The sequence below is a fragment of the Marichromatium sp. AB31 genome, from assembly GCF_003718685.1.
GTDB lineage: Bacteria > Pseudomonadota > Gammaproteobacteria > Chromatiales > Chromatiaceae > Marichromatium > Marichromatium gracile.
In genome coordinates, this window is record NZ_RHFI01000027.1 from 1 (window position 1) to 22,057 (window position 22,057).

Sequence of the window (22,057 nt, forward strand, 5' to 3'; positions counted from 1 at the left end):
CGGGCGCGGCGGCGAGCCGCAGGCGTAGCGGGGTGTCCGCGGCGCGTTCGCCGCCCTCGGCCATCGGTACCCGCCCGGCGGCGAGCGCGAGCAGCGCGCCCTGGAGGACCAGGGCGAGGGTGCCGGCGAGCCACCAGGGCATCTCGGGCAAGCGCGGCGCGGGGGGAGTCATGCCCCGACCTCGCGGGTGGCCAGGGCGATGGCGGTGATCCCGGCGGCGCGACAGGCGTCCATCACCGCCACCAGGTCGGCGAGCGCGGCGGCGCCGGCGCCGGTGATGGTCACCTGGGTCCGCGGGCCCTTGTCGCGGAGCAGCGCGGTGAGCCGCTGGTGGTCGAGCGGCGCGCCGGCGACGCTGATCGCGCCGTTGCGGGCGAGCACGATCACCACGTCGGCGGGGTCGAGGCGGGAGGCCGTGGCGCTCGCCGGGAGCTGGCCGTCGAGCCCGCGCGCGGGGAGGGTCTCGAGGGTGGCGAGGATGAAGAAGGCGAGCAGGAAGAAGATGATGTCGATCATCGCCACCACCTCGATGCGCGCGCGCCGGCGGGGGGGATAGGCCATCAGCTCGCCCCCGCGCCGCCCGCGGCGCCGGCGAAGCGGTTGACCAGCATCACCTTGATGACCTCGAGCTGGTGCCCGGCGCGGCGCGCGCGCTCGCCGAGGGCGTTGAAGGCGACCAGCCCGAGCACCGCGATCAGCAGCCCGGCGGCGGTGGCGACCAGCGCCTCGGCGACCCCGCCGGTGACCGCCTGGGCGCGCCCGCTGGCCTCGCCGCCGAGCGCGGCGAAGGCGTGGAACATGCCGACGATGGTGCCGAGCAGGCCGAGCAGGGGGGGCAGGGTGACGGCGGTGTCGAGCACCCACAGGCGCCGATCGAGCTGTGGCTGGATGGCGAGGATGTGCTCGTCGAGCCGGGCGGCGAGGGCGCCGGCTGGCGCCGCCGTCTCCGGCGGCGTCAGCGCGCAGCGCAGCAGCGCGGCGTGGACGGCGTGGGGGCGGGCCTCGAGCAGCCCGGCGAGCCCGCCGCGATCGGCCGCGTCGAGCCCGGCGAGGGCGCGGGCGAGGCGCTCGCCGCGCCGATCGAGGCTGCGCAACGCCCAGCCGCGCTCCAGGCTCACCGCCAGGGTGAGGGTGAGCAGCAGCGCCAGCGGGTAGAGCAGGCCGCCGGTGTGCGCGGCGAGGCGCGCGAGGGTATCGAGCGATGGCATGGTCGGTCTCCGTCGCCTCAGCGCGCCAACTGGCGCACCTCGATGTGGTCGAGCCAGCGCACGTGGCGTGCGCCGGTCTGCTGGTCGGCGCTGGAGATCAGCGCGATGCGCCCCTCGGTGTCGTCGAGCGGTTGGCCGTCGTGTCGGAAGTACACCAGCACCTGCTCGCCGATCGGGGTGTTGAACAGCTCGCCCCAGGAGAACACCACCTGATAGCCGTCGCTGGCCCCGGCGGTGACGGCGAGGGTGCGCAGCCCGCGCGGGGTGTCGACCTTGGGGTGGGCGCGCGCGACCAGGTCGCGCAGCAGCACCCCCTCGAGGTGGTGCTTGTCGGCGATGTGCGCGCCGGTGTGGCAGATCACCGGCACCCGCTCGATGCGGTGCAGCGGCAGCTTGGCGAGGTCGGCGACGGTGAGCTGCTGTGGCTGCTCGACCGCGCCGTCGATCGCCAGACGGTGCGAGACGAAGGGGTTGACGGCCTGCGCCGGGGCGGCGGCGAGGGCGAGCAGCAGGGCGATGAGACGGGGTGATGGGCGCATGGGGGAGTCCTCCGTGGGCGTTGGGGTCAGAATCGGTAGTTGGCCTCGACGAACCAGGTGCGCCCGGCGGCGGGGTAGCCGGCGCTCGGCGCGTAGTTGCTGTCGGCGAGGTTGCGCACCCCGGTGGCGAGCGTCACCGCGCTGGCGGGGTGTACGGCGAGCTTGAGGTCGAGGGTGGTGAAGGCGTCGAGGCGCTCGCTGTCGGAGCTCCAGCGCGCGCCTTCGTGACGCAGATAGAGCAGCGTCTCCCAGCGCTCGGCGGGGATGAAGCGGGCGTGGGCGGTGAGCTTGTGCGAGGGCACCCCGGTGAGGCGCCGGTCGGGGTCGCTGCGGTTGTCGCGGTCGATCAGGGTGAGGTGGGCGCCGAGCTGCCAGCGCGCGCCGAGGTCGGCGTTGGCGCCGAACTCCATCCCGAACACCTGGACCTCGCCGACGTTCTGCATCTGGTAGCGGTCGGGCTCGACGTCGTCGACGCGCTGGATCAGGTCGGTGATGCTGCTGGCGAACAGCGCCGCCTCGAGTTCGAGCCCCGGGCGCGGGCTGCCGCGATAGCCGAGTTCGTAGTTGAGGGCGTGCTCGGTGCGCAGGTCGGGGTTGGGGATGGCGGTGTCGAGGCGCAGCGAATAGCGGTCCTTGAGCGTGGGGAAGCGGCTCTTGCGCGCCACGGTGGCATAGAGCAGGTCGTTGCCGTCGGCGTCGAGCGACCAGAACAGCCCGGCCTGGGCGTCGGTGGCCGATTGCGCGTCGGGCAGCGCGACCGGGTCGCTGATCTTGTCGACGCGCAGCGGGCGCATGCGGTGGTGGGCGAGGCCGAGGGCGAGACGCAGCCGTGGGCCGAGGGTGATGCTGTCCTCGAGGCTGATCGAGTTCAGCGCGTCCTCGAAGGCCTCGGTGCGCTCGATGGTGTCGTCGGCGTGGTGGCGCTGGTGCTTGTGGTGCAGCGCCAGTTGCAATTGGTGGTGGTCGAGCCGGGTGCTCTCGAGGGTGATGCTGCCGCCGAACACCCGGTCGTCGTAGATGCTGCGCCCGCTCGGGCCGAGGCTGCCGCGCCCGGAGGTCTTGCGGGTGGTGTAGCTGGCGTCGGTGTAGGCGTCGACGGCGTTGTCGTAGTCGTCGAGATAGAGGCGCAGGCGCAGCCGTTCGTGCTCGCCGAGCGCGGTGCGCGAGAGGAAGTAGACCCCCTCCTTGTCCCAATAGGGCCAGCGCCAGTAGCGCGCCGAGCGCGCGTCGGTCGACGGCGGTTGTCCCTTGGTGGCGTGCTGGCGGTAGTAGCTGATGGCGTACTCGTCGTCGCCCCGGGGTGTCCAGCCGAGCTTGAGCGAGAGGTGCGCGTCGCGCTGATCCGAGTTGTCGCGTCGTCCGCCGTCCTCGGTGGCGGTCGGCTGGAAGTCGTCGGAGAGCGGGAAGCCGTCGCTGTCGCGCCAACTCGCGCCGAACTGCAGGTACCACTGGCCCTGGTTGGTGCCGAGGTTGAGCGTGCCGGTACGGGTGTGGTCGGCGGCGAGACCGACGGAGAGATCGCCCTCGAGCGCCCGCTCGGGGCGGCGCGAGACCAGGTTGATGGCGCCGCCGAGGGTGTTGGCGCCATAGGCCATGGCGCTGAAGCCCTTGGCGACCTGGATCGCCGAGAGATCGGTGGTGGTGAAACGGCCGAGATCGAGATAGCCGTCATAGGGGACGGAGACCGGGATGCCGTCGATGAAGATCGGCACCTGACGGGCGTCGAAGCCGCGCAGGTCGAGGGTCTGCTCGTTGCGGCTGTTGGTGGTGACGCTCACCCCCGAGAGCAGGTCGAGGGCCTCGCCGAGGGTGTCGCGGTCGAAGCGGCGCAGGGTCTCGCTGGTCAGCACCGAGGCGACCTGGCCGCTGTCGAGCGCGCCGAGCGCCGGGGTCGGCGCGCTCACCGTGATGGTGCCCAGGGTGTAGACCTGCTCGGCGGGGGTGGCCTGGACGCCGAGGCCGAGGCCCAGCAGTCCGCCCAGGGAGAGGCGTTGCGTCCACGCGTTCACTGTCGTTCCTCCGGTCGGGGCGCCGGGGCGCCCGGGGATCAGGGCCGGGGAGGGTCGCTATATTCGTTGTTATATAACGCTAGACGTGGCCACCCCTCGGCTGCGGTCGTCGTGCGAGGGGCTTGAAGCAGGATCGGTGCCAACCATCGGGCATCGGCGGTCGATGAGGTGCTATCGCATTGTCTGGTAGGAGTTTTTTGGGTGAGCGACAGGCGGCGTCGCGGCGCTCGACGAGGGAGCGTTATGTCGTTTTGTATACAACGCGCCGCACGCTGAGGGGCGTCGCGCGTGCGGCATGCCCCGGAATGGGGCGCGGATCGGGGGTGCCCGGACGGGAACGGGGACCGTGCCGGGCGGGGCGGGGCGGCTCAGCGCCCGGCGTGTTCGTCCGGGGCCGGTGGCAGCACCGGCGCCAGACCCCGGCTGCGGCGCAGCCAGTTGATCGCGCCGAGCAGCTGGGGGTTGGCCGCGAGCCGGCGCTCGAGCCGATACTTGCCGGGGAAGTCGAGGAGGATCAGCCCCATCAGCATGGTCAGCAACCCCTGGCCCGGCAGCACCAGCATCAGCAGGCCGCAGAGCAGCAGCAACGCGCCGCTGAGGTTCTTGACCAGGCGCAGCACGGCGTGGACCAGCGGGTGATGACGGCGCAGCCGGTCGGGGCGGTGCGCCGGGGCGGCGAAGTAATCGACCGGGATCAGCGCCACCAGGAAGGGCAGCGAGAGCAGCGAGAGCAGGAACACGGCGACGGACAGGCCGGCGATCCAGGCGCTCAGCGCCTGGTGGACCTCCACCCAGTGCAGTGCGGTTTCGATCATGGTGACGGGGATCCTGAACGGGCGCCGGGCGCGACGGCGCCCGGCGCGCGGCCTCAGCCGGCGGCGTGCAGCTCGGCGGCCTGGAGGGTGTTCTCGAGCAGGCTGGCGATGGTCATCGGACCGACCCCGCCGGGCACCGGGGTGATCCAGGCGGCGCGCTCGGCGCAACCGGCGAAGTCGACGTCGCCGACCAGCTTGCCCTCATCGGTGCGGTTGATGCCGACATCGATCACCGTCGCCCCCGCCTTGATCCACTCCCCCGGCACGAAGCCCGGCCGACCGACGGCGGCGACCACGATATCGGCCCCGCGCACCTTCTCGGCGAGGTCCTTGGTGCGGCTGTGACAGATGGTCACGGTGCAGCGCGCGGCGAGCAGCTCCAGGGCCATCGGCCGACCGACGATGTTCGACTGGCCGATCACCACCGCGTCGAGCCCGGCGAGCGACTGGCCGGTGCGCGCGAGCATGGTCATCACCCCCTTGGGCGTGCACGGGCGCAGCAGCGGCATGCGCAGCACCAGGCGACCGACGTTATAGGGATGGAAGCCGTCGACGTCCTTGGTCGGCAGGATGCGCTCGGTCACCAGCGCCTCGTCGATCTGCTCGGGCAGCGGCAGCTGTACCAGGATGCCGTCGATGGTCGCATCGGCGTTGAGCCGGTCGATCAGCGCCAGCAACTCGTCCTGGGTGGTCGAGGCCGGCAGCTCGTGCAGCTCGGAGCGGAAGCCGACCTCGGCGCAGGCCTTGCGCTTGTTGCGGACATAGACCTGGGAGGCGGGGTTCTCGCCGACCAGCACCACCGCCAGGCCGGGGGCGCGCTGGCCGGCGGCGAGCAGGGCGTCGACCCGGGTCTTGATCTGCTGGCGGATGTCTGCGGCGATCGACTTGCCGTCGAGGAGTTGTGCGGTCATGGTCTTCCTAATGATACGGGGTCAATGGCGCATGATATCGTGCGCGACGGTGGCGATGGAATCCGTCGTCGGCGAATCGGACGATCATTGGTGCTTGACAGCGGGGAGGCGGCTGCGTAAATTAAGCGCTCTTCGATTTCGGGTCGAACTGATTCGATCGAAACCGGGGTATAGCGCAGTCTGGTAGCGCGCCTGCTTTGGGAGCAGGATGTCGGGGGTTCGAATCCCTCTACCCCGACCAAGGTCAGCCGCCAGGTCGCGAGCACGGACAGATGTCCTGCCCGCCGCTGCGCCGCCACGAGCGCCCGTAGCTCAGTCGGATAGAGCAACGGCCTTCTAAGCCGTGGGTCGCAGGTTCGAATCCTGCCGGGCGTGCCAATCGCAAGCCACGGCAACGAAAATCGGGCTTGGCGAAAAAAAGAGCTTGCATCTCTCCAAGGATTGGGTATAATGCACAGCTAATCGCATCGGCGATATCGACGAATGCGAAGTAGCTATGGTGGACGTAGCTCAGTTGGTAGAGCGCAGGATTGTGATTCCTGTGGTCGTGGGTTCGATCCCCATCGTCCACCCCAAATTAAAGAGTACGTAAGTTGACAAGGCAGCAAAAGTCCTTTAAGCTTAACGGCTCTAGAAAAACGGGCCGTTAGCTCAGCTGGTAGAGCAGTGGACTCTTAATCCATTGGTCCTAGGTTCGAATCCTAGACGGCCCACCAAATACGAAAAAGGCCCTCCGTTCGCGGAGGGCCTTTTTTATTGCTTGCGATTTCCAGTCGCCAGCCGCTTGGCCGACCTTGCTCGGAATGGTGCAGCGGACGGCGCCGGGCATGGGCCATGTCGAGGGCACGGATGACCAGCTCGGCGTTCATGCGTGCACGCATCGACCAGCCGAGAGCCCTCCAGTCGATGCTCGGTGCCGAGTTCGCCGCGCTCGAGGTCATCGGCAAGGTGCTGCTCGACCCGACCAAGACCGGCGCGGGTCGGTCCAGGTACTTCCGCGTGCAGATGGTCTGATGCGCCTCACCCGGCTCGACAGCGGCGCCACGCTCGAGCTCCCGGACGATCTCTACTGGGAGGACGAGCACGCCCGCACCGGCGTGCGCCAGAGCATCACCCCCAGCCTCGGCGGCGCGGCCCTGGTGCAGGTCGCCACCCTGCAGTATCGCGCCCTCACCCTCCGCCCCTGGGCCGAGGACGCCGCCTGGATCGACCGCGACCGGCTCGACACCCTCAGCGCCTGGGCCGCGCTCCCCGAGCTGGCGATGACCCTCGAACGCCACGGCCACAGCCATCAGGTCCGCTGGCGCTACGACGGCGACGGTCGCGCCATCCTCGCCGAACCCGTGCTCTATGCCGCGGATCAGACGCCGTATTGGCGGATGACCTTGATGCTGCTGGTGGTGTAGATCCACACGCCTCTCAGGTCAATCGCAAGGGAGGTGAATCATGCACGGGACAGCAATGACCTTGGCCGTCGTCGCCACGCTCTGGTGAGCGGCGGTGTGGGCGGGCGTCTACACGTGCACGGACCCCGACACCGGGGCGGTGACGTTTTCGCAGGTGCCATGTGCTGGCGAGTCCGAGCGCGTCAAGGTCTGGGCCGCTTCGGCCCGCGACACGTCTCGCCCGAGCATGGAGGCGCTTGCCGAGCACTGCGTCAAAGAGGCCCGTTTCAAGGATCCTGCGAGCGCCGAAATCGTCGAGATCGGTGATATGGGCTCAAAGATCATCACCTATGCCAATCGCGAGATCGTTGCGCAACGGCTGCCGATCAAGGTGAACGCGCGCAACGGCTACGGTGGATACGGCGGTGCGACCTGGTACGACTGCTACCTCAGTCGCGCAAGCAATCAGGTGTTCATGGTCGTCGCGCGGTAGCGGCCGCTGCGGCACGATCGTCTGATCGTGCCGCGCAACGGCCTTGCCGTTTGTACGAAAGGCCAGTGTCTGCAGGGTTTGCCGCTGCAAGGCGCGCAACGACCGGGAACACCGCTCGGCGATCCACTACCAGGCGTCTGCTGGACACCCAATGCCGTCTCGGCATCCACCCTCTTTGCTGCTCGGCGCGGGCGTGCCGCGACACGCTCGGGCGTCGATCCGGCGGCGCTGCGGCGACGGACGCGCCCGCCCCGCATGAAACCGTGCGCTATATATTGCCGAGTGGAGGCCTGGCCGATGACCGTGCTGTGCGCGTGGCCGGGCGGGTCTCTCGGGTGGCACAACCGATGATTTGCAAAGGAGCGCGGGCATGGGCGATACACTCGACGATAGCGAATGGCGGCGTTGCCGTGCGTGCCAGTGTCAGACGATGGTCGCGAGAGACGCGTCGACCTGGGTCTGTCGCAACTGTGGGGTGGAGAACGGCGGGCATCCGGGCCACCGCCCCCAGACGGCCCGTTCCGGGCAGAGCCCTCGTCGCGTGCGGCACAGCGCGGCACGCGTGCGGGCGAAGCGCGACGGGGGGCGTCGCGCCAGGGGCGGCGGGGGCGGTACGCTGTCCGTCGGCAAGGTGTTTGACATGGCCGTCCGAGGGGTGCTGATCCTTCTGGTCGGTCTGCTCGTCGTCACGCTGATCGGGCTGACGGCCGTGGAATCCGTCTCCTGGGCCGCGCTGCTCAACCTGGGCGCCATGGTGTTCGCGCTCGTCCTGTACTTCCTCCCCGCTCTGGTCGCGCAAGAGCGACGTCACACCAAGGCCGTGGCCATCTTCGTGCTCGATCTGTTCCTCGGCTGGACCTTCCTCGGTTGGGTCGGGGCGCTGGTCTGGGCCTTCACCGAGGACAATCGCGATCGGGCGACCGAAGCCGGGGTGAGCGATCCAGCCTCGACGGCGAGGGGCTGAACAATGGCACTGCTGATGCTGTGGGTCCTGTTCCCGGTCTTCAGCGGCGTGATCGCGAGTGCCCGCGGGCGGGACGTGTTGGGCTGGGGGTTGGTCGGGCTGCTGTTCGGGCCCTTCGGTCTGGTCGTCGGGTTGTTGCCGTCGCTCGCGCCCCGGCCCGCGCGGGGCGCGCTCGCGCCAAGGTCGATCGCCTGCAGCCAGTGCCGTGAGCCGATCGCCTTCGACGCCAGGCGCTGCAAGCACTGCGGCACGCGCTATCCCTACCTCCAGGAACCGGCCCGCTCACAGGTCGCGCTGATCGCCGATCGCTATGCGGCGTCGCGCGCGCCGGCGGCGATCGCCGAGGAGATGAACCGCAAGGGCATGCACCCCGCCGATCGGCGCGCGCGCTGGGCGCCGGCGGATATCGAGGCCATCATCGAGCACCACGTGCGCTGAGCCGCGACCCGGTGCGGCGTCAGCCGGCGGCCTGACTTCGGTCCGCGCGAGAGACCTACCCGGCGGTCGCCTGCAGCGCCTCGAGCAGCACCCGTCGCTCGGCGGCGTCGAGCAGCTGTTCGAGTGCGCCCAGGTCCTCGCGCGCACGCGCCTGCAGCCCGCTCGGGCTGCCCAACTCCGCAGTCAGCGCCTGCGCCAGCGCCGAGCCGCGCGCCGCCGCGCGCCCCAGCCAGGCGCTGCCCGCCGCCTCGTCGCGCGTGCCGCCCTCGCCGAGCACCAGATCGCGCCCCAGCCAACACATCGCATCGGCGTGTCCGGCGCGCGCGGCCTGCTGGAACCAGTCGCGCGCCTGGGGCGGGCGCGCGCGTTCGAGCAGCCACACGCCGAACTCGTACTGCGCGCCGGGGTCGCCCTGGTCGGCGGCGAGCGCCAGCGTCCGCTCCGGCTCGGTGAGCCTGGTGCCGGTCAGCGTCAGCAGCGCGCTCAACTCCACCCGGGTCTTGCCATCGTCACCGTCACGGATCGCCGTCAGCCGTCTCTCCTGGATGTAGCGCTGCAGCGTGCGTCGGCTCAGTCCGGTGACGGCGCTCGCGGTGTTCAGACAGATCGATGGCATCTCCAGTGTTCTCCCGGTTGCTCGACGCTGGCCCGTCCGTGGTCGTGGTCCTAAAGGTTGGGGTTGGCGCGACACCGCCCAACGCGTCGCCGACCATCGCGCCGGCGAGTGGTCACTGTTTGATTGGCAAGGTTGGGTTGTTTGCGTGTGGTGGTCGGCACTCCCTGCCCGAGCCATCGCTCGCTGCGACGCCTCCTCGTCCCCCCGACCGGATTGAACCGCAAAGCGTCAAGGCGCGCAAAGGCGCGAGGGCGAGGATGAGACCCCTTCGGCGATCAGTTGCCAGGGGGGAGAACCGCAACGCCGCGAAGGACGCGAAGAGACAAGGCGGAAAAGCCGCCAGCTGCCAGCTGCCAGCTGTCAGTCGCCGGTCGCCGGTCGCCGGTCGCCGGTCGCCGGTCGCCGGTCGCCGGTCGCCAGGGGATTGGACCGCAAGGTCGCGCAGCATGCCAAGAGGCGAGCGGAGCAGCCGTCGGCGGTCAGCCTCCCCGCAGCGGACGGTTGCGACCAGCTGTGGCGCGGGAGCCAGTCAACCGGTCTCCTCACGGGTGGCTGGCGACTGATCGCCGGGCACGCTGCGTTTTGCCCGGCCGACGCTTGGCGGTGTGCTTCGCGCCTTTGTGGTTCGACCCTGTCCCCCGTCACCGCCCACGCCCTCCGATCGGTCCCGCGCCACCGCCCCCGGCCCGCACCCACTGGTGGCTGATGGCTGGTGACGCGACTGTCACCCCCTTGGCATGTCAGTCTGTGGACTGTCACCCCTGCTGGCCGGACACGGGCCTGTGGATTGTCGCGGGGGTTCGGGTGACAGCCACTGCCGCGCTCATCCCCTGATCGCAAAAACAAAGGCTTGCACAGACCTCGCATGGTTGGCCCGGAACTTGATAACAGGGGCACCAGGACCGGCACCGCCATGTCGGCCCCGTCTCCCGACGAGACAGGCTCAGTTCATCCCAAAACCGGAGAACCACTCCATGAAGAAGCAACTACAAGCCGGCTTCACCCTGATCGAACTCATGATCGTGGTGGCCATCATCGGCATCCTGGCGGCGATCGCGCTGCCGGCGTATCAGGACTATATGGCCAAGGCCAAGATGTCCGAGGTCATTCTGGCGGCGAGTCAGTGTCGAACCACGGTTGCTGAGGTCTATCAGTCCGGTACTACCGCCAATGCACCAGCCGCAGGTGCCTGGGGGTGTGAATCGAGTTCTGGTACCCAATACGTTGCATCTGTGACGACTGGCGCGAATGGGGCGATTACCGTGACAGTTGCGAACGATAGTATCGACGCGGCGTTGAATGGTACTACGATCGTCTTGACTCCGACTACCGCTCCTGGTACTGCTGCAACAACCGCTGATATGCCGACTCAACTTTATGGGTTTGAGTGTGCAGGTGCAACTGGTAGTGGTACGGTTCCGGCAAAATACCTGCCTGGCTCTTGCCGTTCGACGCTCTGATCAGTTAGCGAGTAAATAAATGGGCAGCGGGCCTTAGTGGTTCGCTGTCTTTTTTTGTGAGGCGGAGATGAACCTGATTTTAATACCTGTTGTTTCAAGTCTTTTGCTATTTTTTCTTGCGGTGACACTGTTTTCTTCAGGTTTTGTTTTTTGGATTAGCATTTTACTTGCTTTTTTTTCTTTGTTGTTAAGTCTTTTTTTCTATGTGTCTGACAGATTTACAGGTGAGGGCGTCAATCAGGCTGTGTTTTTTCATCTGTATAAAGGTTTTGAGGGGGTAGATGTTTTTTCTTTTAAGTTCGAGTTGATCGTTTTTTTCTCGTTTGTTTTTTTGTCTGTTGTTTTTTTTGTTTTTATCGTTAATTTCAGGTGTCGGCGTCCTGTTTTTTTGATTTCCACTTTTACGCAGCTTGTGATTTCATTTTCAGTTGCCTGCTTCGCGGTTTTTTTGCATCCTTCCATCATAGAAGCAAAAATGATTTTAAGTCAGTGGTGGTCGCCGAGAGATTTGATTGTTTTAAACCATGAGATGTCTTCTTTTGAAGATTTTGATGTTGCTGTTAGTGGTCGTCGTGATTTGGTTTTTGTTTATGCAGAGAGCTTGGAGAGGACTTTTTTTGAAGATTCCTTGTTTCCTGGCCTCATAAGCAAGATTGAGCAGCTAGAGGCTGGAGGTTTGTCTTTTGCTGGGATTCGGCAGGCTCCAATGACTGACTGGACTATTGCTGGAATGGTTTCGAGTCAGTGCGGAATCCCTCTTGCTACATACAAGTCTAATCGAAACGACTTTTCTGATGGCCTCAGGTTCGTTCCTGGTGCGACCTGTGTTGGTGATGTTTTGCGGTTTAATGGCTACCGTAATGTTTATGTCGGAGGCGCTAGTCTAGATTTTGCGGGCAAGGGTCGCTTCTACAAAGAGCATGGATTTGATGAAGTCTACGGGATGGAAGAGTTGCAGGCTGTGGCCGAAAAGCCTTTGGCTACTTCTAAGTGGGGTGTTTATGATGATCATGTTTTCGAATTTTCGCTAGAAAAATTTAAGGAGCTTGCCGATGAGGGTGAACATTTTTCTCTGTTTGTCCTGACGCTAGATACTCACCCTCCGAGCGGGCATGTTACTCCTGGTTGTGATGATGTTGTCTATGGAGTTGGCGAGTATCCAATTCTTAACGCAGTAAAATGCGCGGACTCAATGATTTATGACTTTGTGCTTTCAATCGAAAAAGAGGCGAAATCCAGGGGGCGAGACGTTTTGGTGGTTGTCGCTTCAGATCATTTGATGATGAGGAGCGATGCGTCTGGCTTCTTTGAGGGTAAAGATGAGGAAAGAGCAAATCTTTTTATAGTGCGTGGGGAGAATGTTCCTAGTGGGGTTGTCGAGCGCGAATCAACAACATTGGATATTTATCCGACATTGCTAAGCATGCTCGGTTGGAATGTTGACTCTTTAGCCTTGGGGCGAAATCTTTTGTCTGAACAAGAAACGCTTGTTGAGAAGTACGGAAAACACAATTTTTTTGAGATGGTCAAGAAATGGAGAATGGGTTTGTGGAAGACTTGGTCTGCTGATTCTTGATGGGTAAATTTGAATGAAATTGTCAACTCCCACTTTTTAGGTCCGTCCATAAATAGACACTGCAGCATGTCCGCGGCGGTTGAGAAACTCGATTGGTGAAAGATCGCCGAGCGATTCGTGCGGTCGGCGCAGGTTGTATTCGTCGAGCCAGTCGTCTGCCTGTTGGCGAACCTCCTCGAGGGTGTTGAAGAGCCAGGCATCGAGGACCTCGCGGCGGAAGCTGCCGTTGAAGCGCTCGATGAAGCCGTTCTGGGTCGGTTTCCCGGGGCTGATGAAGTCGAGGGCGATGCCACGTTCGGTGGCCCAACGTTGGAAGGCGGTGCTGGTAAACTCCGGCCCGTTGTCGAGACACAGACGCTCGGGGCGCCCCCGGACGCTGATGACCTGTTCGAGTACGCGGATGACGCGCGCCGAGGTCAGCGAGACGTCGACCTCGATACGCAGCGCCTCGCGGTTGTAGTCGTCGATGAGGTTGAAGGTGCGATAACTCATGCCGCTGTTCAGCGCATCGCTCATGAAATCGGCCGACCATTGCAGGTTGGGACGGATCGGTTGCACCAGCGGTTGCGGCGGGCGGAGCGCCCGGAGCCGCTTGCGCCGACGCCGCAGATTGAGCTTGAGCGCGCAATACACCCGCCAGACCCGCTTGTGGTTCCAGGGATGTCCGGCGCGGCGCAGCCGCACATAGCGCTTGCGGAACCCGGCGGATGGATAGCGCTCGGCCAGCGTGCTCAGCGCCTTGATCAGCGGCCCGTCGTCACGCGGGCGGGCGTGATAGTCGAACACCGAGCGACTCAGCCCGAGCAGTCGACAGACGCGCCGCTTGCTCACACCCTCGGCTATGGACTCACCCACCAGGGCGCGCCGCGCCCTGGTGCTCAGCGCTTTTTTCGACGATCTCCTTCAGGATCTTGTGATCCAGGCTCAGGTCGGCGTACATGTGCTTGAGCCGGCGATTCTCCTCCTCCAGCGCGCGCAGCCGCTTCAGGTCCGAAGCCTCCATCCCCCCGTACTTCGAGCGCCATTGATAGAAGGTCGCCGCACTGACGCCCAGCTCCCGGCACACGTCCTTGACGGCCACTCCAGACTCAGCACGACGCAGTGCGTCAACGATCTGCTGCTCGCTGTACTTGCTCTTGCGCATGTGGGCTCTCCTCTGCTCGGCCACCATCATGCCGTCGGTCTCTACTTTTCGCTGGACCTATTTTTGGGGAAGGGGACAGGGGCGGTGGTGCGACGGTCCTTGTGCAGCAGCAGGACGAAACCGAGCACGATCACCAGGGTTGCGGGGAAGAAGCCATAGAGCCAGGGCTGTTGGTCGGGGCGGACGAGTTGCAGTGCGAGAGCGAAGACGATCGTCACCAGCGCGCGCACGAAGCCGTATTGCAGCAGCCGTTGCAGGATGGTCCCGGCCGTGTTGGCGGGTAATGGCAGGATGATCCCGCGCTTGAGCAGCGCGTGACCCAGCCCGAAGAACAGGAGCAGCGCGAACCCGGCCAGTACCAGCGGATGACGCAGCAGCGGGGCGAGTTGCGAGAAGTGTTCGATCAGCGCGGTCGGGTCGTCCATGAGGCTGGGGCTGTTCCAAGGGAACCGGCATCAAGGATCGCAGCTTACCCCCGCCGGAGTAAAGCACCGGGCACCGCGATCCGGTATCCGCGGAGCGGACGAGCGACCAGCTTCCAGCGGTCAGCCGCCAGCCGCCAGCCGCCAGTAAGGAGGGCCGACGCAGATGACCGGCGGTTGACGGGCAAGATCCCTCTGTTGCGGTTCGAATCAGCCACCAGCGATCAGCGATCAGCCTCCTGCCTCCAGTGATGAGTGCCGAGCCTGCCCTCCGGCTGACCGCTGATCGGTCATCACCCTTCGTGCCCTTTGGGTCTTTGCGGTTCTAGTCAGCCGCTAGCGATCAGCCTCCAGCCGCCAGTGCTGGTGGCTGATGGCTGGCCGCTGGAAGCCGATTGCATTCCCCCCTGGCGCCAGCGGTTAGAATGCCCCGCTCGGGTGTCGTTCGATGCCCATCGACGGTGGCGCACGGGACGGCGCGGTTGCTAACGAGGTAGAGGTATGAATGAGCTTTTCACCCGGCACGAGCTGGCCTGCATCCTGTTGCGGGTGCCGGAGACCGGGGATCTGTCGCTCGATCGCTTGATCGCGCAGTCGCGCGCGCTGGACCATCGCTCTCCGATGGAGATGGCGGTGGCGCTGGAGCAGTCGGTGCGGCGCGAGGGTGCGGTGCAGCAGGCGCGGCGCAAGGCGGCGATCGACGACGAGCTGGCCCATCTGCTGCGCGAGCAGCAGCGGGCGCGGGCCGAGGTCGGCGGGGCGGACTAGCGCCGCGCTCAGTAGGGCGGGGCCTTGATCTGGCCGGCGGCGTAGGCGATGCGGTCGAAGTAGGCGGCGCGCTCGTCGGCGTCGGCGTAGTTGTAGAGCTGCTGGGCGTAGTCCGAGAGCAGGTCGATGCTCGGCTGCACCGCCTCGAGGATCTCGTCGGTGGCCGCCTGGTAGACGACCAGCGGCACGGTCTCGCCCTTGAGCTTGCGCGCGGCGGCGTCGAGGGTCAGCGCCTTGAGCGCCGAGGCCTTGAACTTGGCCCCGCGCAGGGTGCTCGGCGAGCCGCTGAAGTCGATCGTCTCGGTGACGATCCAGCGCTCCTTGCGCAGCGCGAAGTCGACATAGAGGTTGCCGTGGCCCTCGATCGGGTACTTGGGCACCACCATGCCGCGGTCGATGTCGTCCTCCTGCTTGGCGAGCAGCTGCAGCACCTCGAACTGCTGGCGGATGACGGTCTCGAGCCGGGTGACGGGCTCGACGCGCTTGTGCTTGAGCGGCGGCTTGACCAGGTCGGAGAGGATCGACTGCACCTGCTGCTCGTAGTCCTGGCCCTGTTCGAGATGGAACTCGCCGAGCGCCGAGAGACGGATGCTGCCGAGGTTGGCGAGCACCTGGTGCTGCTGCTCGGGGCGCTCGATGCCCTCGATCAGGGCAGAGAAGTAGGGCGGGTAGTCGCGCAGCATCTGCTCGTCGAACCTGGGGTCGAGCGCGCGCACCTTGTGCAGCGAGGGCAGCAGGCGCACGTCGAGTCCCGCGGGGCGGAACACCACCACGCCGATGTTGACGGTCTCGCCGCGGCGGGTGTCGGGGACGACGCGGATGACGGCGTACTTGAGACGTTCAGAAGGCATGATCGATCACCGTGGCGACCTGCTCGAGCCGGGCGATGCGCTGGTTGCGCCACCAGTCGTCGAGCTTGACCGCGATGCCGTGCGGCAGCCAGTGCGGCGGCAGGTCGCGACAGCAGCGTTCGAGGGTATCGTTGGGGAGTGAGTAGAGCCGGCCGGTGACGCGCAGCGCGGCGTCGCGATCGAAGCCGTGCAGGCGCATCAGCGCGTGCGCCACCACCAGGGTGTTGCAGGTCGGCGAGAGCATCGGTACCGGCCAGCCGGCCATCAGCAGGGCGCGGCTGAAGTCGGTGGCGACCACCGCGGCGACGCTGTGGTTGGGGTCGCGCCGCACCAGGAAGTTGCCGAGATGACGGTTCTGGTTGCCGACGAAGAGGTCGAAGGCGAGGATCGCCGAAAGCACCTGGCTCGACACCCCGCCCTTGGTCATCAGCAACACCCGCGCCTCCTGGGTGGCGAGGGTGCCGCCCTCCCAGGGCGAGGCGAAGGCCATGGTGCCGTCGGGCAGTTGCGCGATCTCGCCGCCGAGCACCGGCAGGTCGCAGGCCAGCGCCAGGCGGGTGCAGATCAGCTCGGTGGCGGGGAGCAGCGCGGCGTCGCTGCTGCGCTTGATGGCGTAGGTCAGGCCGTCGATGCCGACGCCGATCGCGCGCAGGTCGTTCTCGCCCAGATCGACGGGGTCGAGACGCACGATTTCCAAGGGCCACAGGCGTCCCTGCATGAGGGGGCTCACTCCTTGCGGGCCAGGGGGTCCGCAATCTGGTTCAGTAGTTCGAGATCGGCCGCGCCCGACCGCCCGCCGTCGAGCACCGTCGCACTGCGCACGGACGCGGCGCGCGCCCGGTGGTGCCTGGGCGGCGCGTCGGCGGTGGACGACGACGGGGAGGGCGGCGTGGTCGCTGCGGGGCCTGCCGGCTCTTCGCCGCTCGGCAGTGATGCGCCACCTAAGGGCTAGCGCCCGGGCGGTGTCGGCACGGGCCGCGAGGTCATCTGCCGCGATGTGCCGCCGCGTGCGACCGGCTCGCGCCGGGTCGGCGACTGCGCGCAGCGCCGCTGGCCAAGCCGGTTGCGCCAACGCATCCGTACAAGCCTACAACCGAAGTTGTCGGACGGCAAACACCGCCGCGCCGGGGCGCCGCCGCCGGGTGTCCGCGGTCGGTCTCGACGTCGCGCTCAGTCGAGCGCCTGGGCGGCCTTGAGATGGCTCTCGCAGCCCTCGCGCTTGAGCGCGTCGGTGCCGGCCTTGTCGACACAGCGTTGATACTCATCGATCAGTCGCAGGCGTTCCTTGGCGACGGTCTCCTGCGCCTTGTAGGCGCGTTTCTGGGCCCGCGCGGCGCCACCACAGGCGGTGGTCGAGAGCGCGAACAGGGCGACGAGCAGCAGGGTCAGCAGGCGCATGGTCTCGGTGGTCTGGGCAGGTTGAATTTTGGGTCGCGTCAGTCTAGCAAAACCGCCCCGATCTTGTGGGTTGCATGGGGCGAGTGGTTAGCGCTCTCGGCGCTGCCGAGACGGGCTGAGCGCGTTCGTCCGAGCCCGGCGCATGCTGTCACGAGGCTAAGCGATTGTTTTCATAAGGGCGCGATGTGCGATCGCGTCAGGCGCGAAAATAAGGTTATTGCGTTGCTGCGGTGGCGGGCTAACCTTGTCCCCAGTGAGTGTGCGACTTCCCCGGTGCCGGTCTGGCTCGGTCGGTTGCACCCGGCGCCTTGCCCGGCGCCCCCATGCCACCTCGCGCGGAGGATGTTCCATGGTTTCGATGCCGCGCGGCGCCGTGCCGCTCCGGTCTGCCCGTCGCTCGGGGGCGGTGTTGTCGTTGTGTTCGCTGCTGATCCTTGGCTGTGTCCCCGGCGGTGATGCGCCGCCCGCCGCCGAGCCGCCCTCGGTCGGGGTGATCGCCGTCACCGAGGAGCGGGTCAATCCCTATTTCGAGTTCGTCGGCAAGACCCGCGCGGCCGATACCGTGGCGCTGCGCGCGCGGGTGACCGGCTTCCTGCTCGAGCGCGCCTTCCAGGAGGGCGGCCAGGTCGAGACCGATGATCTGCTCTTTCGCATCGAGCCCGAGCAGTATCAGGCAAGCCTCGCCCAGGCCGAGGCGCAACTGAGTGCCGCCGAGGCCTCGCTCAACCGCGCCCAGGTCGATCTCGCGCGCTATCAGGAGCTGGCCAAGGCCAAGAACGTCAGCCAGCAGAAGGTCGACGAGGCCCAGGCCGAGGTGTTGGTGCAGGAGGCGGCGGTCGAGACCGCCCAGGCCGACATCCAGAAGGCCCAGCTCAACGTCGACTACACCGAGATCCGCGCGCCGATCGCCGGGCGCATCGACCTGGCCGCCTTCGATGTCGGCAACCTGGTCGAACCCGCCTCCGGGGTGCTGGCCACCATCAACCGCATGGACCCGATCAAGGTCGCCTTCTCGATCGCCGAGACCTGGTACCTGGAGCTGGCGCAGGCCGGGGCGCGGGCACGTCAGGGACAGGACCCGGATGAGCTGGCCGCCCCCGGCAAGCAGCATTTCGTGCCGCAGATCCGCCTGCCCGACGGCTCGCTCTATCCCCACGACGGCTGGTTCGACTTCTTCGACAACAAGGTCGACGAGACCACCGGCACGGTGCTGATCCGCGCCCAGTTCCCCAACCCCGACCAGCTGCTGCTGCCCGGGCAGTTCGTCACCGTGGTGATCGAACGGCGCGAGGCGGTCTCGGCGGTGGTGGTGCCGCAGGCGGCGCTGCTCACCGACCAGGGCGGCAGTTATGTGCTGGTGGTCGGCGACGACGACAAGGTCGAGCGCCGCCGGGTCAAGACCGGGCAGCGCTTCGGTACCCGTCAGGTGATCGAGGAGGGGCTCGAGTCCGGCGAGCGCATCGTGCTCTACGGCATCCAGAAGGTGCGCCCGGGTATCCAGGTGCGCCCGGAGACCACCACGCCGCCCGGCGACCCGCTCGCCGCGACCGGGCCGGGTTCGAGCGGCGAGAACGGTGGCGGCGATGGCGACGACGCCGCGCGCGACTGAGCCCATGGGCGAACCGACCGGAGCATTGCGATGACGCTGTCCAAGTTCTTCATCAACCGGCCGAAGTTCGCCTTCGTCATCTCCATCGTGATCTCACTGGCCGGGGTGCTGGCGCTGCTCGGGCTGCCGGTGGCGCAGTTCCCCGAGATCACCCCGCCGACGGTGAGCGTCAGCACCCAGTACGCCGGGGCCAGCGCCGAGGTCGTCGAGGAGACGGTTGCCGCCCCCATCGAGCAGGAGGTCAACGGCATCGAGGGCATGATCTACATGTCCTCGAAGTCCGACAACGACGGGCGCTACAGCCTCACCGTCACCTTCGAGATCGGCACCGACGCCGACATGGCCCAGGTCAAGGTGCAGAACCGCGTCGCCCAGGCCGAGCCCAAGCTGCCCGAGGAGGTGCGCCGCCAGGGGGTGAAGACCGAGAAGCAGTCGACCAACATGCTGCTGATCGTCAACCTCTACTCGCCCGACGAGAGCCTCGACGCGCTCTATCTCAACAACTACGCCACCATCAACATCAAGGATGCGCTCGGGCGCGTCAACGGGGTCGGCAAGGCCGAGATCCTCGGGGTGATGGATTACGGCATGCGCTTCTGGCTCAAGCCCGATCGCATGACCGCGCTGGGGGTGAGCGTCGCCGATCTCCAGAACGCGGTGGCGACGCAGAACGTGCAGGTGCCGGCCGGTCAGATCGGCGCGCCGCCGGCGCCGGTCGATCAGCAGTTCCAGTACACGGTGACCACCAAGGGGCGGCTGACCGAGCCCGAGGAGTTCGCCGACATCATCATCCGCATGAACCCCGACGGCTCGGCGATCCGCGTCGGCGACGTCGCCCGGGTCGAACTCGGCGCCCAGGCCTATTCGGCCTCGGGGCGGCTCGACGGGCGCCCCTCGGTGGTGCTCGCCGTCTACCAGACCCCGGACGCCAACGCCCTGGCCACCGCCGCGGCGGTGCGCGCGCAGCTTGCCGAACTCGCCGAGCGCTTCCCCGAGGGCATGGAGCAGGCCATCCTCTACGACACCACCAACTTCATCTCGGCTTCGATCGACGAGGTCAAGGTGACGCTCTATCAGGCCGTCGGCCTGGTGGTGCTGGTGGTGTTCCTGTTCCTCGGCGACTGGCGCACCACGCTGATCCCCGGCATCGCCATCCCGGTGTCGCTGATCGGCACCTTCGCGGTGCTCGCGGTGCTCGGCTTCACCCTCAACACCATCGTGCTGTTCGCGCTGATCCTGGCCATCGGCATCGTCGTCGATGATGCCATCATCGTGGTCGAGAACGTGCAGCGGCTGATGGCCGAGGAGGGGCTCGACCAGAAGGCGGCGACGGCCAAGGCGATGGATCAGGTCGGCGGCGCGGTGATCGCCACCACCCTGGTGCTGCTCGCGGTGTTCGTGCCGGTCGGCTTCATGCCCGGGATCACCGGCCAGCTCTACCAGCAGTTCGCGGTGACCATCGCGGTGGCGGTATCGATCTCCTCGATCAACGCCCTGACCCTGAGCCCGGCGCTGTGCTCGGTGCTGCTGCGCCCGGGGCGCAAGCCGCTGCGCTGGCTCAACTGGTTCGAGCGGCTGTTCGGCCGGCTCACCGCGGGCTATACCGCCGCGGTGAAGATGACGGTGCGCCGCGCCGCGCTGATCTCGTTGCTCTATGTCGGGCTGATCGCCGCCACCGGCTGGCTGTTCACCCACCTGCCCAGCGGCTTCCTGCCCGAAGAGGATCAGGGCTACTTCTTCATCGAGGTGCAGCTCCCCGACGCCGCCTCGCTCACCCGTACCGAGACCGTGCTCGGGCGTGTCGAGCAGCAACTGCTGGAGATCCCCGGGGTGACCAATGTCATCTCGGTGTCCGGCTACTCGATGCTCAACGGCGCCTTCGGTTCCAACAGCGCGCTGGTGATCCCGGTGCTCGCGCCCTGGGCCGAGCGCCAGGAGCCCGGGCTGCGCCTGCCGGCGATCGTCGCCGCCGCCCAGGGCGTGGCCGCGCGCACCATCGATGCCAACGTCATCCCCTTCGTGCCGCCAGCGATCCCCGGCCTTGGCAACTCCGGCGGCTTCTCCTTCGTGCTCCAGGACTACAGCGGCGGCGACCTGCAGACGTTCGCCGCGGCGATGCGCGGCTTCATCGTCGAAGCCAACAGCCAGCCCGAGATCGGCAGCGCCTTCAGTACCTTCCGCGCCGACGTGCCGATGCTCTTCCTCCAGGTCAATCGCGACAAGGTCGAGACCCTGCAGGTGCCGCTCAACGAGCTGTTCGCCACCCTCCAGGCCCAGCTCGGCTCGGTCTACATCAACGACTTCAACAAGTTCGGCCGCACCTGGCGGGTGATGGCCCAGGCCGAAGGGGAGTTCCGCGACACCCCGAGCGACATCCTCCGTCTGTTCGTGCGCAGCAGCGACGGCGAGATGGTGCCGGTGGCCACCCTGGCCGAGGTCGAGACCATCACCGGGCCGCAGATCATGGCCCGCTACAACCTCTTCCGCTCGGCCGATATCTCCGGCGCGGCCGCCCCCGGCTACAGCTCGGGGCAGGCGATCGCGGCGATGGAGCGCACCGCCGACGAGACCCTGCCGAGCGGTTTCGGCTACGAGTGGACGAGCATGTCCTACCAGGAGATCGAGGCCGCCGGGCAGGCGCCGCTGATCTTCGGTCTGGCGCTGCTGTTCGTCTATCTCTTCCTCGTCGCCCAGTACGAGAGCTGGTCGATCCCGCTGGCGGTGCTGCTGGCGGTACCGGTGGCGGTGTTCGGCGCCCTCGCCACGGTCGGCGCCGCCGGGCTCGACGTCAACCTCTACACCCAGATCGGGCTGGTGATGCTGATCGGGCTGGCGGCGAAGAACGCCATCCTCATCGTCGAGTTCGCCAAGGAGCAGCGCGAGGTCGAGGGGCTGTCGATCTACGATGCCGCGGTCAAGGCCGCGCGGCTGCGCTTTCGCGCGGTGATGATGACCGCGCTCTCCTTCCTCCTCGGCATCCTCCCGCTGGTGTTCGCCTCGGGGGCCGGGGCGGGCTCGCGGGTGGCGCTGGGCACGGCGGTGTTCGGCGGCATGCTCGCCGCCACCGTGGTCGGTATCCTGCTGATCCCGGTGACCTATTTCGTCATGCAGTCCCTGCGCGAGTGGCTCAAGGGCGCCGGTTGGCGCCGCCGCGCCGATGCCACCCGATAGCCCCACGGCGATGCGCGCGCTGATCGCGCGCATCCGCCGCGAGCTGCCGCTCGACGACCCCGCAGCCCGGGTCTGTCACGGCGCCTGCGCCGGTGGCTGCGCGCCCAAGCTGCTGGAGTTCATCGAGCAACAGCTCGACGACTGGGAGTGGCGCCTGGCCGCCGGTGCCCGCCCGGGGCTTGCCGAGCTCTCGGCGCTCGCGCGCAGCGCCCGCCGGGTGCACGCGGTGCTGGTGCGCGAGGGACTGCTGGCGGCGCCCGCCGAGCCCATCCACGACTGA

Annotated in this window: 23 protein-coding genes and 4 tRNA genes; 15 read left to right on the forward strand and 12 right to left on the reverse strand. The window is 66.9% G+C overall.

The genetic code is table 11. From position 1 onward, the window contains the following. Positions 1-168 precede the first annotated feature (168 nt). The 6 genes from EBL84_RS14605 to folD form a co-directional block, all read right to left on the reverse strand. Positions 169-561, reverse strand: a complete 393-nt coding sequence (locus tag EBL84_RS14605; protein ID WP_123141487.1) for a biopolymer transporter ExbD — start codon at positions 559-561, stop codon at positions 169-171. Beyond that, entirely contained in the window at positions 561-1,208 is a 648-nt protein-coding gene (locus tag EBL84_RS14610; RefSeq protein ID WP_123141488.1) for a MotA/TolQ/ExbB proton channel family protein, read from the reverse strand. The genes EBL84_RS14605 and EBL84_RS14610 overlap by 1 nt, the downstream gene beginning before the upstream one ends. 17 nt (positions 1,209-1,225) lie before the next feature. Then, the gene (locus EBL84_RS14615) at positions 1,226-1,747 is read right to left on the reverse strand and encodes a molybdopterin-dependent oxidoreductase (protein ID WP_123141489.1); all 522 of its coding nucleotides are present in this window, start codon (positions 1,745-1,747) and stop codon (positions 1,226-1,228) included. Positions 1,748-1,773: 26 nt separating this feature from the next. Next, entirely contained in the window at positions 1,774-3,756 is a 1,983-nt protein-coding gene (locus EBL84_RS14620) for a TonB-dependent siderophore receptor (protein ID WP_123141490.1), read from the reverse strand. Positions 3,757-4,124: 368 nt separating this feature from the next. Beyond that, a complete protein-coding gene (locus EBL84_RS14625; protein WP_123141491.1) occupies positions 4,125-4,571 on the reverse strand; it encodes a PGPGW domain-containing protein in 447 nt (148 codons plus the stop codon). A gap of 53 nt (positions 4,572-4,624) precedes the next feature. Next, positions 4,625-5,482, reverse strand: coding sequence for a bifunctional methylenetetrahydrofolate dehydrogenase/methenyltetrahydrofolate cyclohydrolase FolD (gene folD, locus EBL84_RS14630; protein WP_123141492.1), 858 nt, complete (start codon positions 5,480-5,482; stop codon positions 4,625-4,627). 164 nt (positions 5,483-5,646) lie between these two features. Between folD and EBL84_RS14635 the strand changes: the two genes are divergently transcribed. From EBL84_RS14635 to EBL84_RS14670, 9 genes are all read left to right on the forward strand, one after another. Further along, positions 5,647-5,723, forward strand: a tRNA-Pro gene (locus tag EBL84_RS14635). A gap of 60 nt (positions 5,724-5,783) precedes the next feature. Further along, positions 5,784-5,860 (forward strand) — tRNA-Arg (locus EBL84_RS14640). Positions 5,861-5,981: 121 nt separating this feature from the next. Next, positions 5,982-6,057: transfer RNA gene (locus tag EBL84_RS14645), tRNA-His, on the forward strand. A 65-nt stretch (positions 6,058-6,122) separates the two neighbouring features. Beyond that, positions 6,123-6,198, forward strand: a tRNA-Lys gene (locus tag EBL84_RS14650). Between the two features lie 133 nt (positions 6,199-6,331). Further along, positions 6,332-6,496: a hypothetical protein gene (locus EBL84_RS17125; RefSeq protein ID WP_190287981.1), complete on the forward strand. Its 165-nt coding sequence runs from the start codon at positions 6,332-6,334 to the stop codon at positions 6,494-6,496. Beyond that, positions 6,496-6,888 carry a hypothetical protein gene (locus EBL84_RS14655; RefSeq protein ID WP_123141493.1) on the forward strand — a complete coding sequence of 131 codons (393 nt, stop codon included), beginning with the start codon at positions 6,496-6,498 and terminating at the stop codon, positions 6,886-6,888. Before EBL84_RS17125 ends, EBL84_RS14655 begins: the two co-directional genes overlap by 1 nt. 94 nt (positions 6,889-6,982) lie before the next feature. After that, positions 6,983-7,360, forward strand: a complete 378-nt coding sequence (locus EBL84_RS14660; RefSeq protein ID WP_190287982.1) for a DUF4124 domain-containing protein — start codon at positions 6,983-6,985, stop codon at positions 7,358-7,360. A gap of 370 nt (positions 7,361-7,730) precedes the next feature. Further along, positions 7,731-8,324, forward strand: a complete 594-nt coding sequence (locus EBL84_RS17395; protein ID WP_223807029.1) for a superinfection immunity protein — start codon at positions 7,731-7,733, stop codon at positions 8,322-8,324. A gap of 3 nt (positions 8,325-8,327) precedes the next feature. After that, entirely contained in the window at positions 8,328-8,762 is a 435-nt protein-coding gene (locus EBL84_RS14670) for a zinc ribbon domain-containing protein (protein ID WP_123141495.1), read from the forward strand. Between the two features lie 55 nt (positions 8,763-8,817). Here EBL84_RS14670 and EBL84_RS14675 read toward each other — a convergent pair whose 3' ends face one another. Next, positions 8,818-9,378: a tetratricopeptide repeat protein gene (locus EBL84_RS14675; protein WP_123141496.1), complete on the reverse strand. Its 561-nt coding sequence runs from the start codon at positions 9,376-9,378 to the stop codon at positions 8,818-8,820. 974 nt (positions 9,379-10,352) lie between these two features. Here EBL84_RS14675 and EBL84_RS14680 point away from each other — a divergent pair. Both EBL84_RS14680 and EBL84_RS14685 read left to right on the forward strand, forming a co-directional pair. Further along, positions 10,353-10,838 (forward strand): pilin, encoded by a 486-nt coding sequence (locus EBL84_RS14680; protein ID WP_082806176.1) that lies wholly within the window; start codon positions 10,353-10,355, stop codon positions 10,836-10,838. A gap of 67 nt (positions 10,839-10,905) precedes the next feature. Next, complete coding sequence (locus EBL84_RS14685; protein ID WP_123141497.1) at positions 10,906-12,414, forward strand: sulfatase-like hydrolase/transferase; 1,509 nt, start codon at positions 10,906-10,908, stop codon at positions 12,412-12,414. Positions 12,415-12,450: 36 nt separating this feature from the next. On the opposite strand, the gene EBL84_RS14690 is transcribed toward EBL84_RS14685, so the two are convergent. Together EBL84_RS14690 and EBL84_RS14695 are read right to left on the reverse strand one after the other, a co-directional pair. Beyond that, positions 12,451-13,558, reverse strand: a protein-coding gene (locus EBL84_RS14690) for an IS3 family transposase (protein WP_369958052.1) whose coding sequence is annotated in 2 segments (ribosomal slippage) — positions 12,451-13,306 and positions 13,305-13,558 — 1,110 coding nt in all. Because the reading frame shifts where the segments join, the coding sequence is not laid out codon by codon here. Between the two features lie 41 nt (positions 13,559-13,599). After that, on the reverse strand, positions 13,600-13,983 hold the full coding sequence (locus tag EBL84_RS14695) for a hypothetical protein (RefSeq protein WP_123141498.1): 384 nt from the start codon (positions 13,981-13,983) through the stop codon (positions 13,600-13,602). 498 nt (positions 13,984-14,481) lie between these two features. Here EBL84_RS14695 and EBL84_RS14700 point away from each other — a divergent pair, with 498 nt between their 5' ends. Next, the gene (locus EBL84_RS14700; RefSeq protein ID WP_062273843.1) at positions 14,482-14,748 is read left to right on the forward strand and encodes a hypothetical protein; all 267 of its coding nucleotides are present in this window, start codon (positions 14,482-14,484) and stop codon (positions 14,746-14,748) included. A gap of 8 nt (positions 14,749-14,756) precedes the next feature. On the opposite strand, the gene EBL84_RS14705 is transcribed toward EBL84_RS14700, so the two are convergent. The 3 genes from EBL84_RS14705 to EBL84_RS14715 form a co-directional block, all read right to left on the reverse strand. Further along, positions 14,757-15,599, reverse strand: a complete 843-nt coding sequence (locus tag EBL84_RS14705; RefSeq protein ID WP_123141499.1) for a DUF3037 domain-containing protein — start codon at positions 15,597-15,599, stop codon at positions 14,757-14,759. After that, on the reverse strand, positions 15,589-16,317 hold the full coding sequence (locus EBL84_RS14710) for a hypothetical protein (protein WP_123141500.1): 729 nt from the start codon (positions 16,315-16,317) through the stop codon (positions 15,589-15,591). The genes EBL84_RS14705 and EBL84_RS14710 overlap by 11 nt, the downstream gene beginning before the upstream one ends. A 452-nt stretch (positions 16,318-16,769) precedes the next feature. Further along, positions 16,770-16,997 carry a hypothetical protein gene (locus EBL84_RS14715; protein WP_123141501.1) on the reverse strand — a complete coding sequence of 76 codons (228 nt, stop codon included), beginning with the start codon at positions 16,995-16,997 and terminating at the stop codon, positions 16,770-16,772. A 349-nt stretch (positions 16,998-17,346) separates the two neighbouring features. Here EBL84_RS14715 and EBL84_RS14720 point away from each other — a divergent pair, with 349 nt between their 5' ends. Genes EBL84_RS14720 through EBL84_RS14730 form a run of 3 tightly spaced genes read left to right on the forward strand, consistent with a single transcriptional unit; the run spans position 17,347 to position 22,057 of the window. Further along, a complete protein-coding gene (locus tag EBL84_RS14720) occupies positions 17,347-18,606 on the forward strand; it encodes an efflux RND transporter periplasmic adaptor subunit (protein WP_223807031.1) in 1,260 nt (419 codons plus the stop codon). Between the two features lie 30 nt (positions 18,607-18,636). Further along, positions 18,637-21,777 (forward strand): efflux RND transporter permease subunit, encoded by a 3,141-nt coding sequence (locus tag EBL84_RS14725; protein ID WP_123141503.1) that lies wholly within the window; start codon positions 18,637-18,639, stop codon positions 21,775-21,777. A gap of 10 nt (positions 21,778-21,787) precedes the next feature. Next, entirely contained in the window at positions 21,788-22,057 is a 270-nt protein-coding gene (locus tag EBL84_RS14730; protein WP_223806097.1) for a hypothetical protein, read from the forward strand.

Excerpts from the sequence above, each read along its gene's own strand:
- EBL84_RS14675 (WP_123141496.1), bottom strand. The coding sequence starts at position 9,378 with ATGCCATCGATCTGTCTGAACACCGCGAGCGCCGTCACCGGACTGAGC.
- EBL84_RS14670 (WP_123141495.1), top strand. The coding sequence starts at position 8,328 with ATGGCACTGCTGATGCTGTGGGTCCTGTTCCCGGTCTTCAGCGGCGTG.
- EBL84_RS14730 (WP_223806097.1), top strand. The coding sequence starts at position 21,788 with ATGCGCGCGCTGATCGCGCGCATCCGCCGCGAGCTGCCGCTCGACGAC.
- EBL84_RS14680 (WP_082806176.1), top strand. The coding sequence starts at position 10,353 with ATGAAGAAGCAACTACAAGCCGGCTTCACCCTGATCGAACTCATGATC.
- EBL84_RS14615 (WP_123141489.1), bottom strand. The coding sequence starts at position 1,747 with ATGCGCCCATCACCCCGTCTCATCGCCCTGCTGCTCGCCCTCGCCGCC.
- EBL84_RS17395 (WP_223807029.1), top strand. The coding sequence starts at position 7,731 with ATGGGCGATACACTCGACGATAGCGAATGGCGGCGTTGCCGTGCGTGC.
- EBL84_RS14695 (WP_123141498.1), bottom strand. The coding sequence starts at position 13,983 with ATGGACGACCCGACCGCGCTGATCGAACACTTCTCGCAACTCGCCCCG.
- folD (WP_123141492.1), bottom strand. The coding sequence starts at position 5,482 with ATGACCGCACAACTCCTCGACGGCAAGTCGATCGCCGCAGACATCCGC.
- EBL84_RS14700 (WP_062273843.1), top strand. The coding sequence starts at position 14,482 with ATGAATGAGCTTTTCACCCGGCACGAGCTGGCCTGCATCCTGTTGCGG.
- EBL84_RS14710 (WP_123141500.1), bottom strand. The coding sequence starts at position 16,317 with ATGCAGGGACGCCTGTGGCCCTTGGAAATCGTGCGTCTCGACCCCGTC.
- EBL84_RS14625 (WP_123141491.1), bottom strand. The coding sequence starts at position 4,571 with ATGATCGAAACCGCACTGCACTGGGTGGAGGTCCACCAGGCGCTGAGC.
- EBL84_RS14685 (WP_123141497.1), top strand. The coding sequence starts at position 10,906 with ATGAACCTGATTTTAATACCTGTTGTTTCAAGTCTTTTGCTATTTTTT.
- EBL84_RS14610 (WP_123141488.1), bottom strand. The coding sequence starts at position 1,208 with ATGCCATCGCTCGATACCCTCGCGCGCCTCGCCGCGCACACCGGCGGC.
- EBL84_RS14725 (WP_123141503.1), top strand. The coding sequence starts at position 18,637 with ATGACGCTGTCCAAGTTCTTCATCAACCGGCCGAAGTTCGCCTTCGTC.
- EBL84_RS14705 (WP_123141499.1), bottom strand. The coding sequence starts at position 15,599 with ATGCCTTCTGAACGTCTCAAGTACGCCGTCATCCGCGTCGTCCCCGAC.
- EBL84_RS14605 (WP_123141487.1), bottom strand. The coding sequence starts at position 561 with ATGGCCTATCCCCCCCGCCGGCGCGCGCGCATCGAGGTGGTGGCGATG.
- EBL84_RS14720 (WP_223807031.1), top strand. The coding sequence starts at position 17,347 with ATGGTTTCGATGCCGCGCGGCGCCGTGCCGCTCCGGTCTGCCCGTCGC.
- EBL84_RS17125 (WP_190287981.1), top strand. The coding sequence starts at position 6,332 with ATGACCAGCTCGGCGTTCATGCGTGCACGCATCGACCAGCCGAGAGCC.
- EBL84_RS14655 (WP_123141493.1), top strand. The coding sequence starts at position 6,496 with ATGCGCCTCACCCGGCTCGACAGCGGCGCCACGCTCGAGCTCCCGGAC.
- EBL84_RS14715 (WP_123141501.1), bottom strand. The coding sequence starts at position 16,997 with ATGCGCCTGCTGACCCTGCTGCTCGTCGCCCTGTTCGCGCTCTCGACC.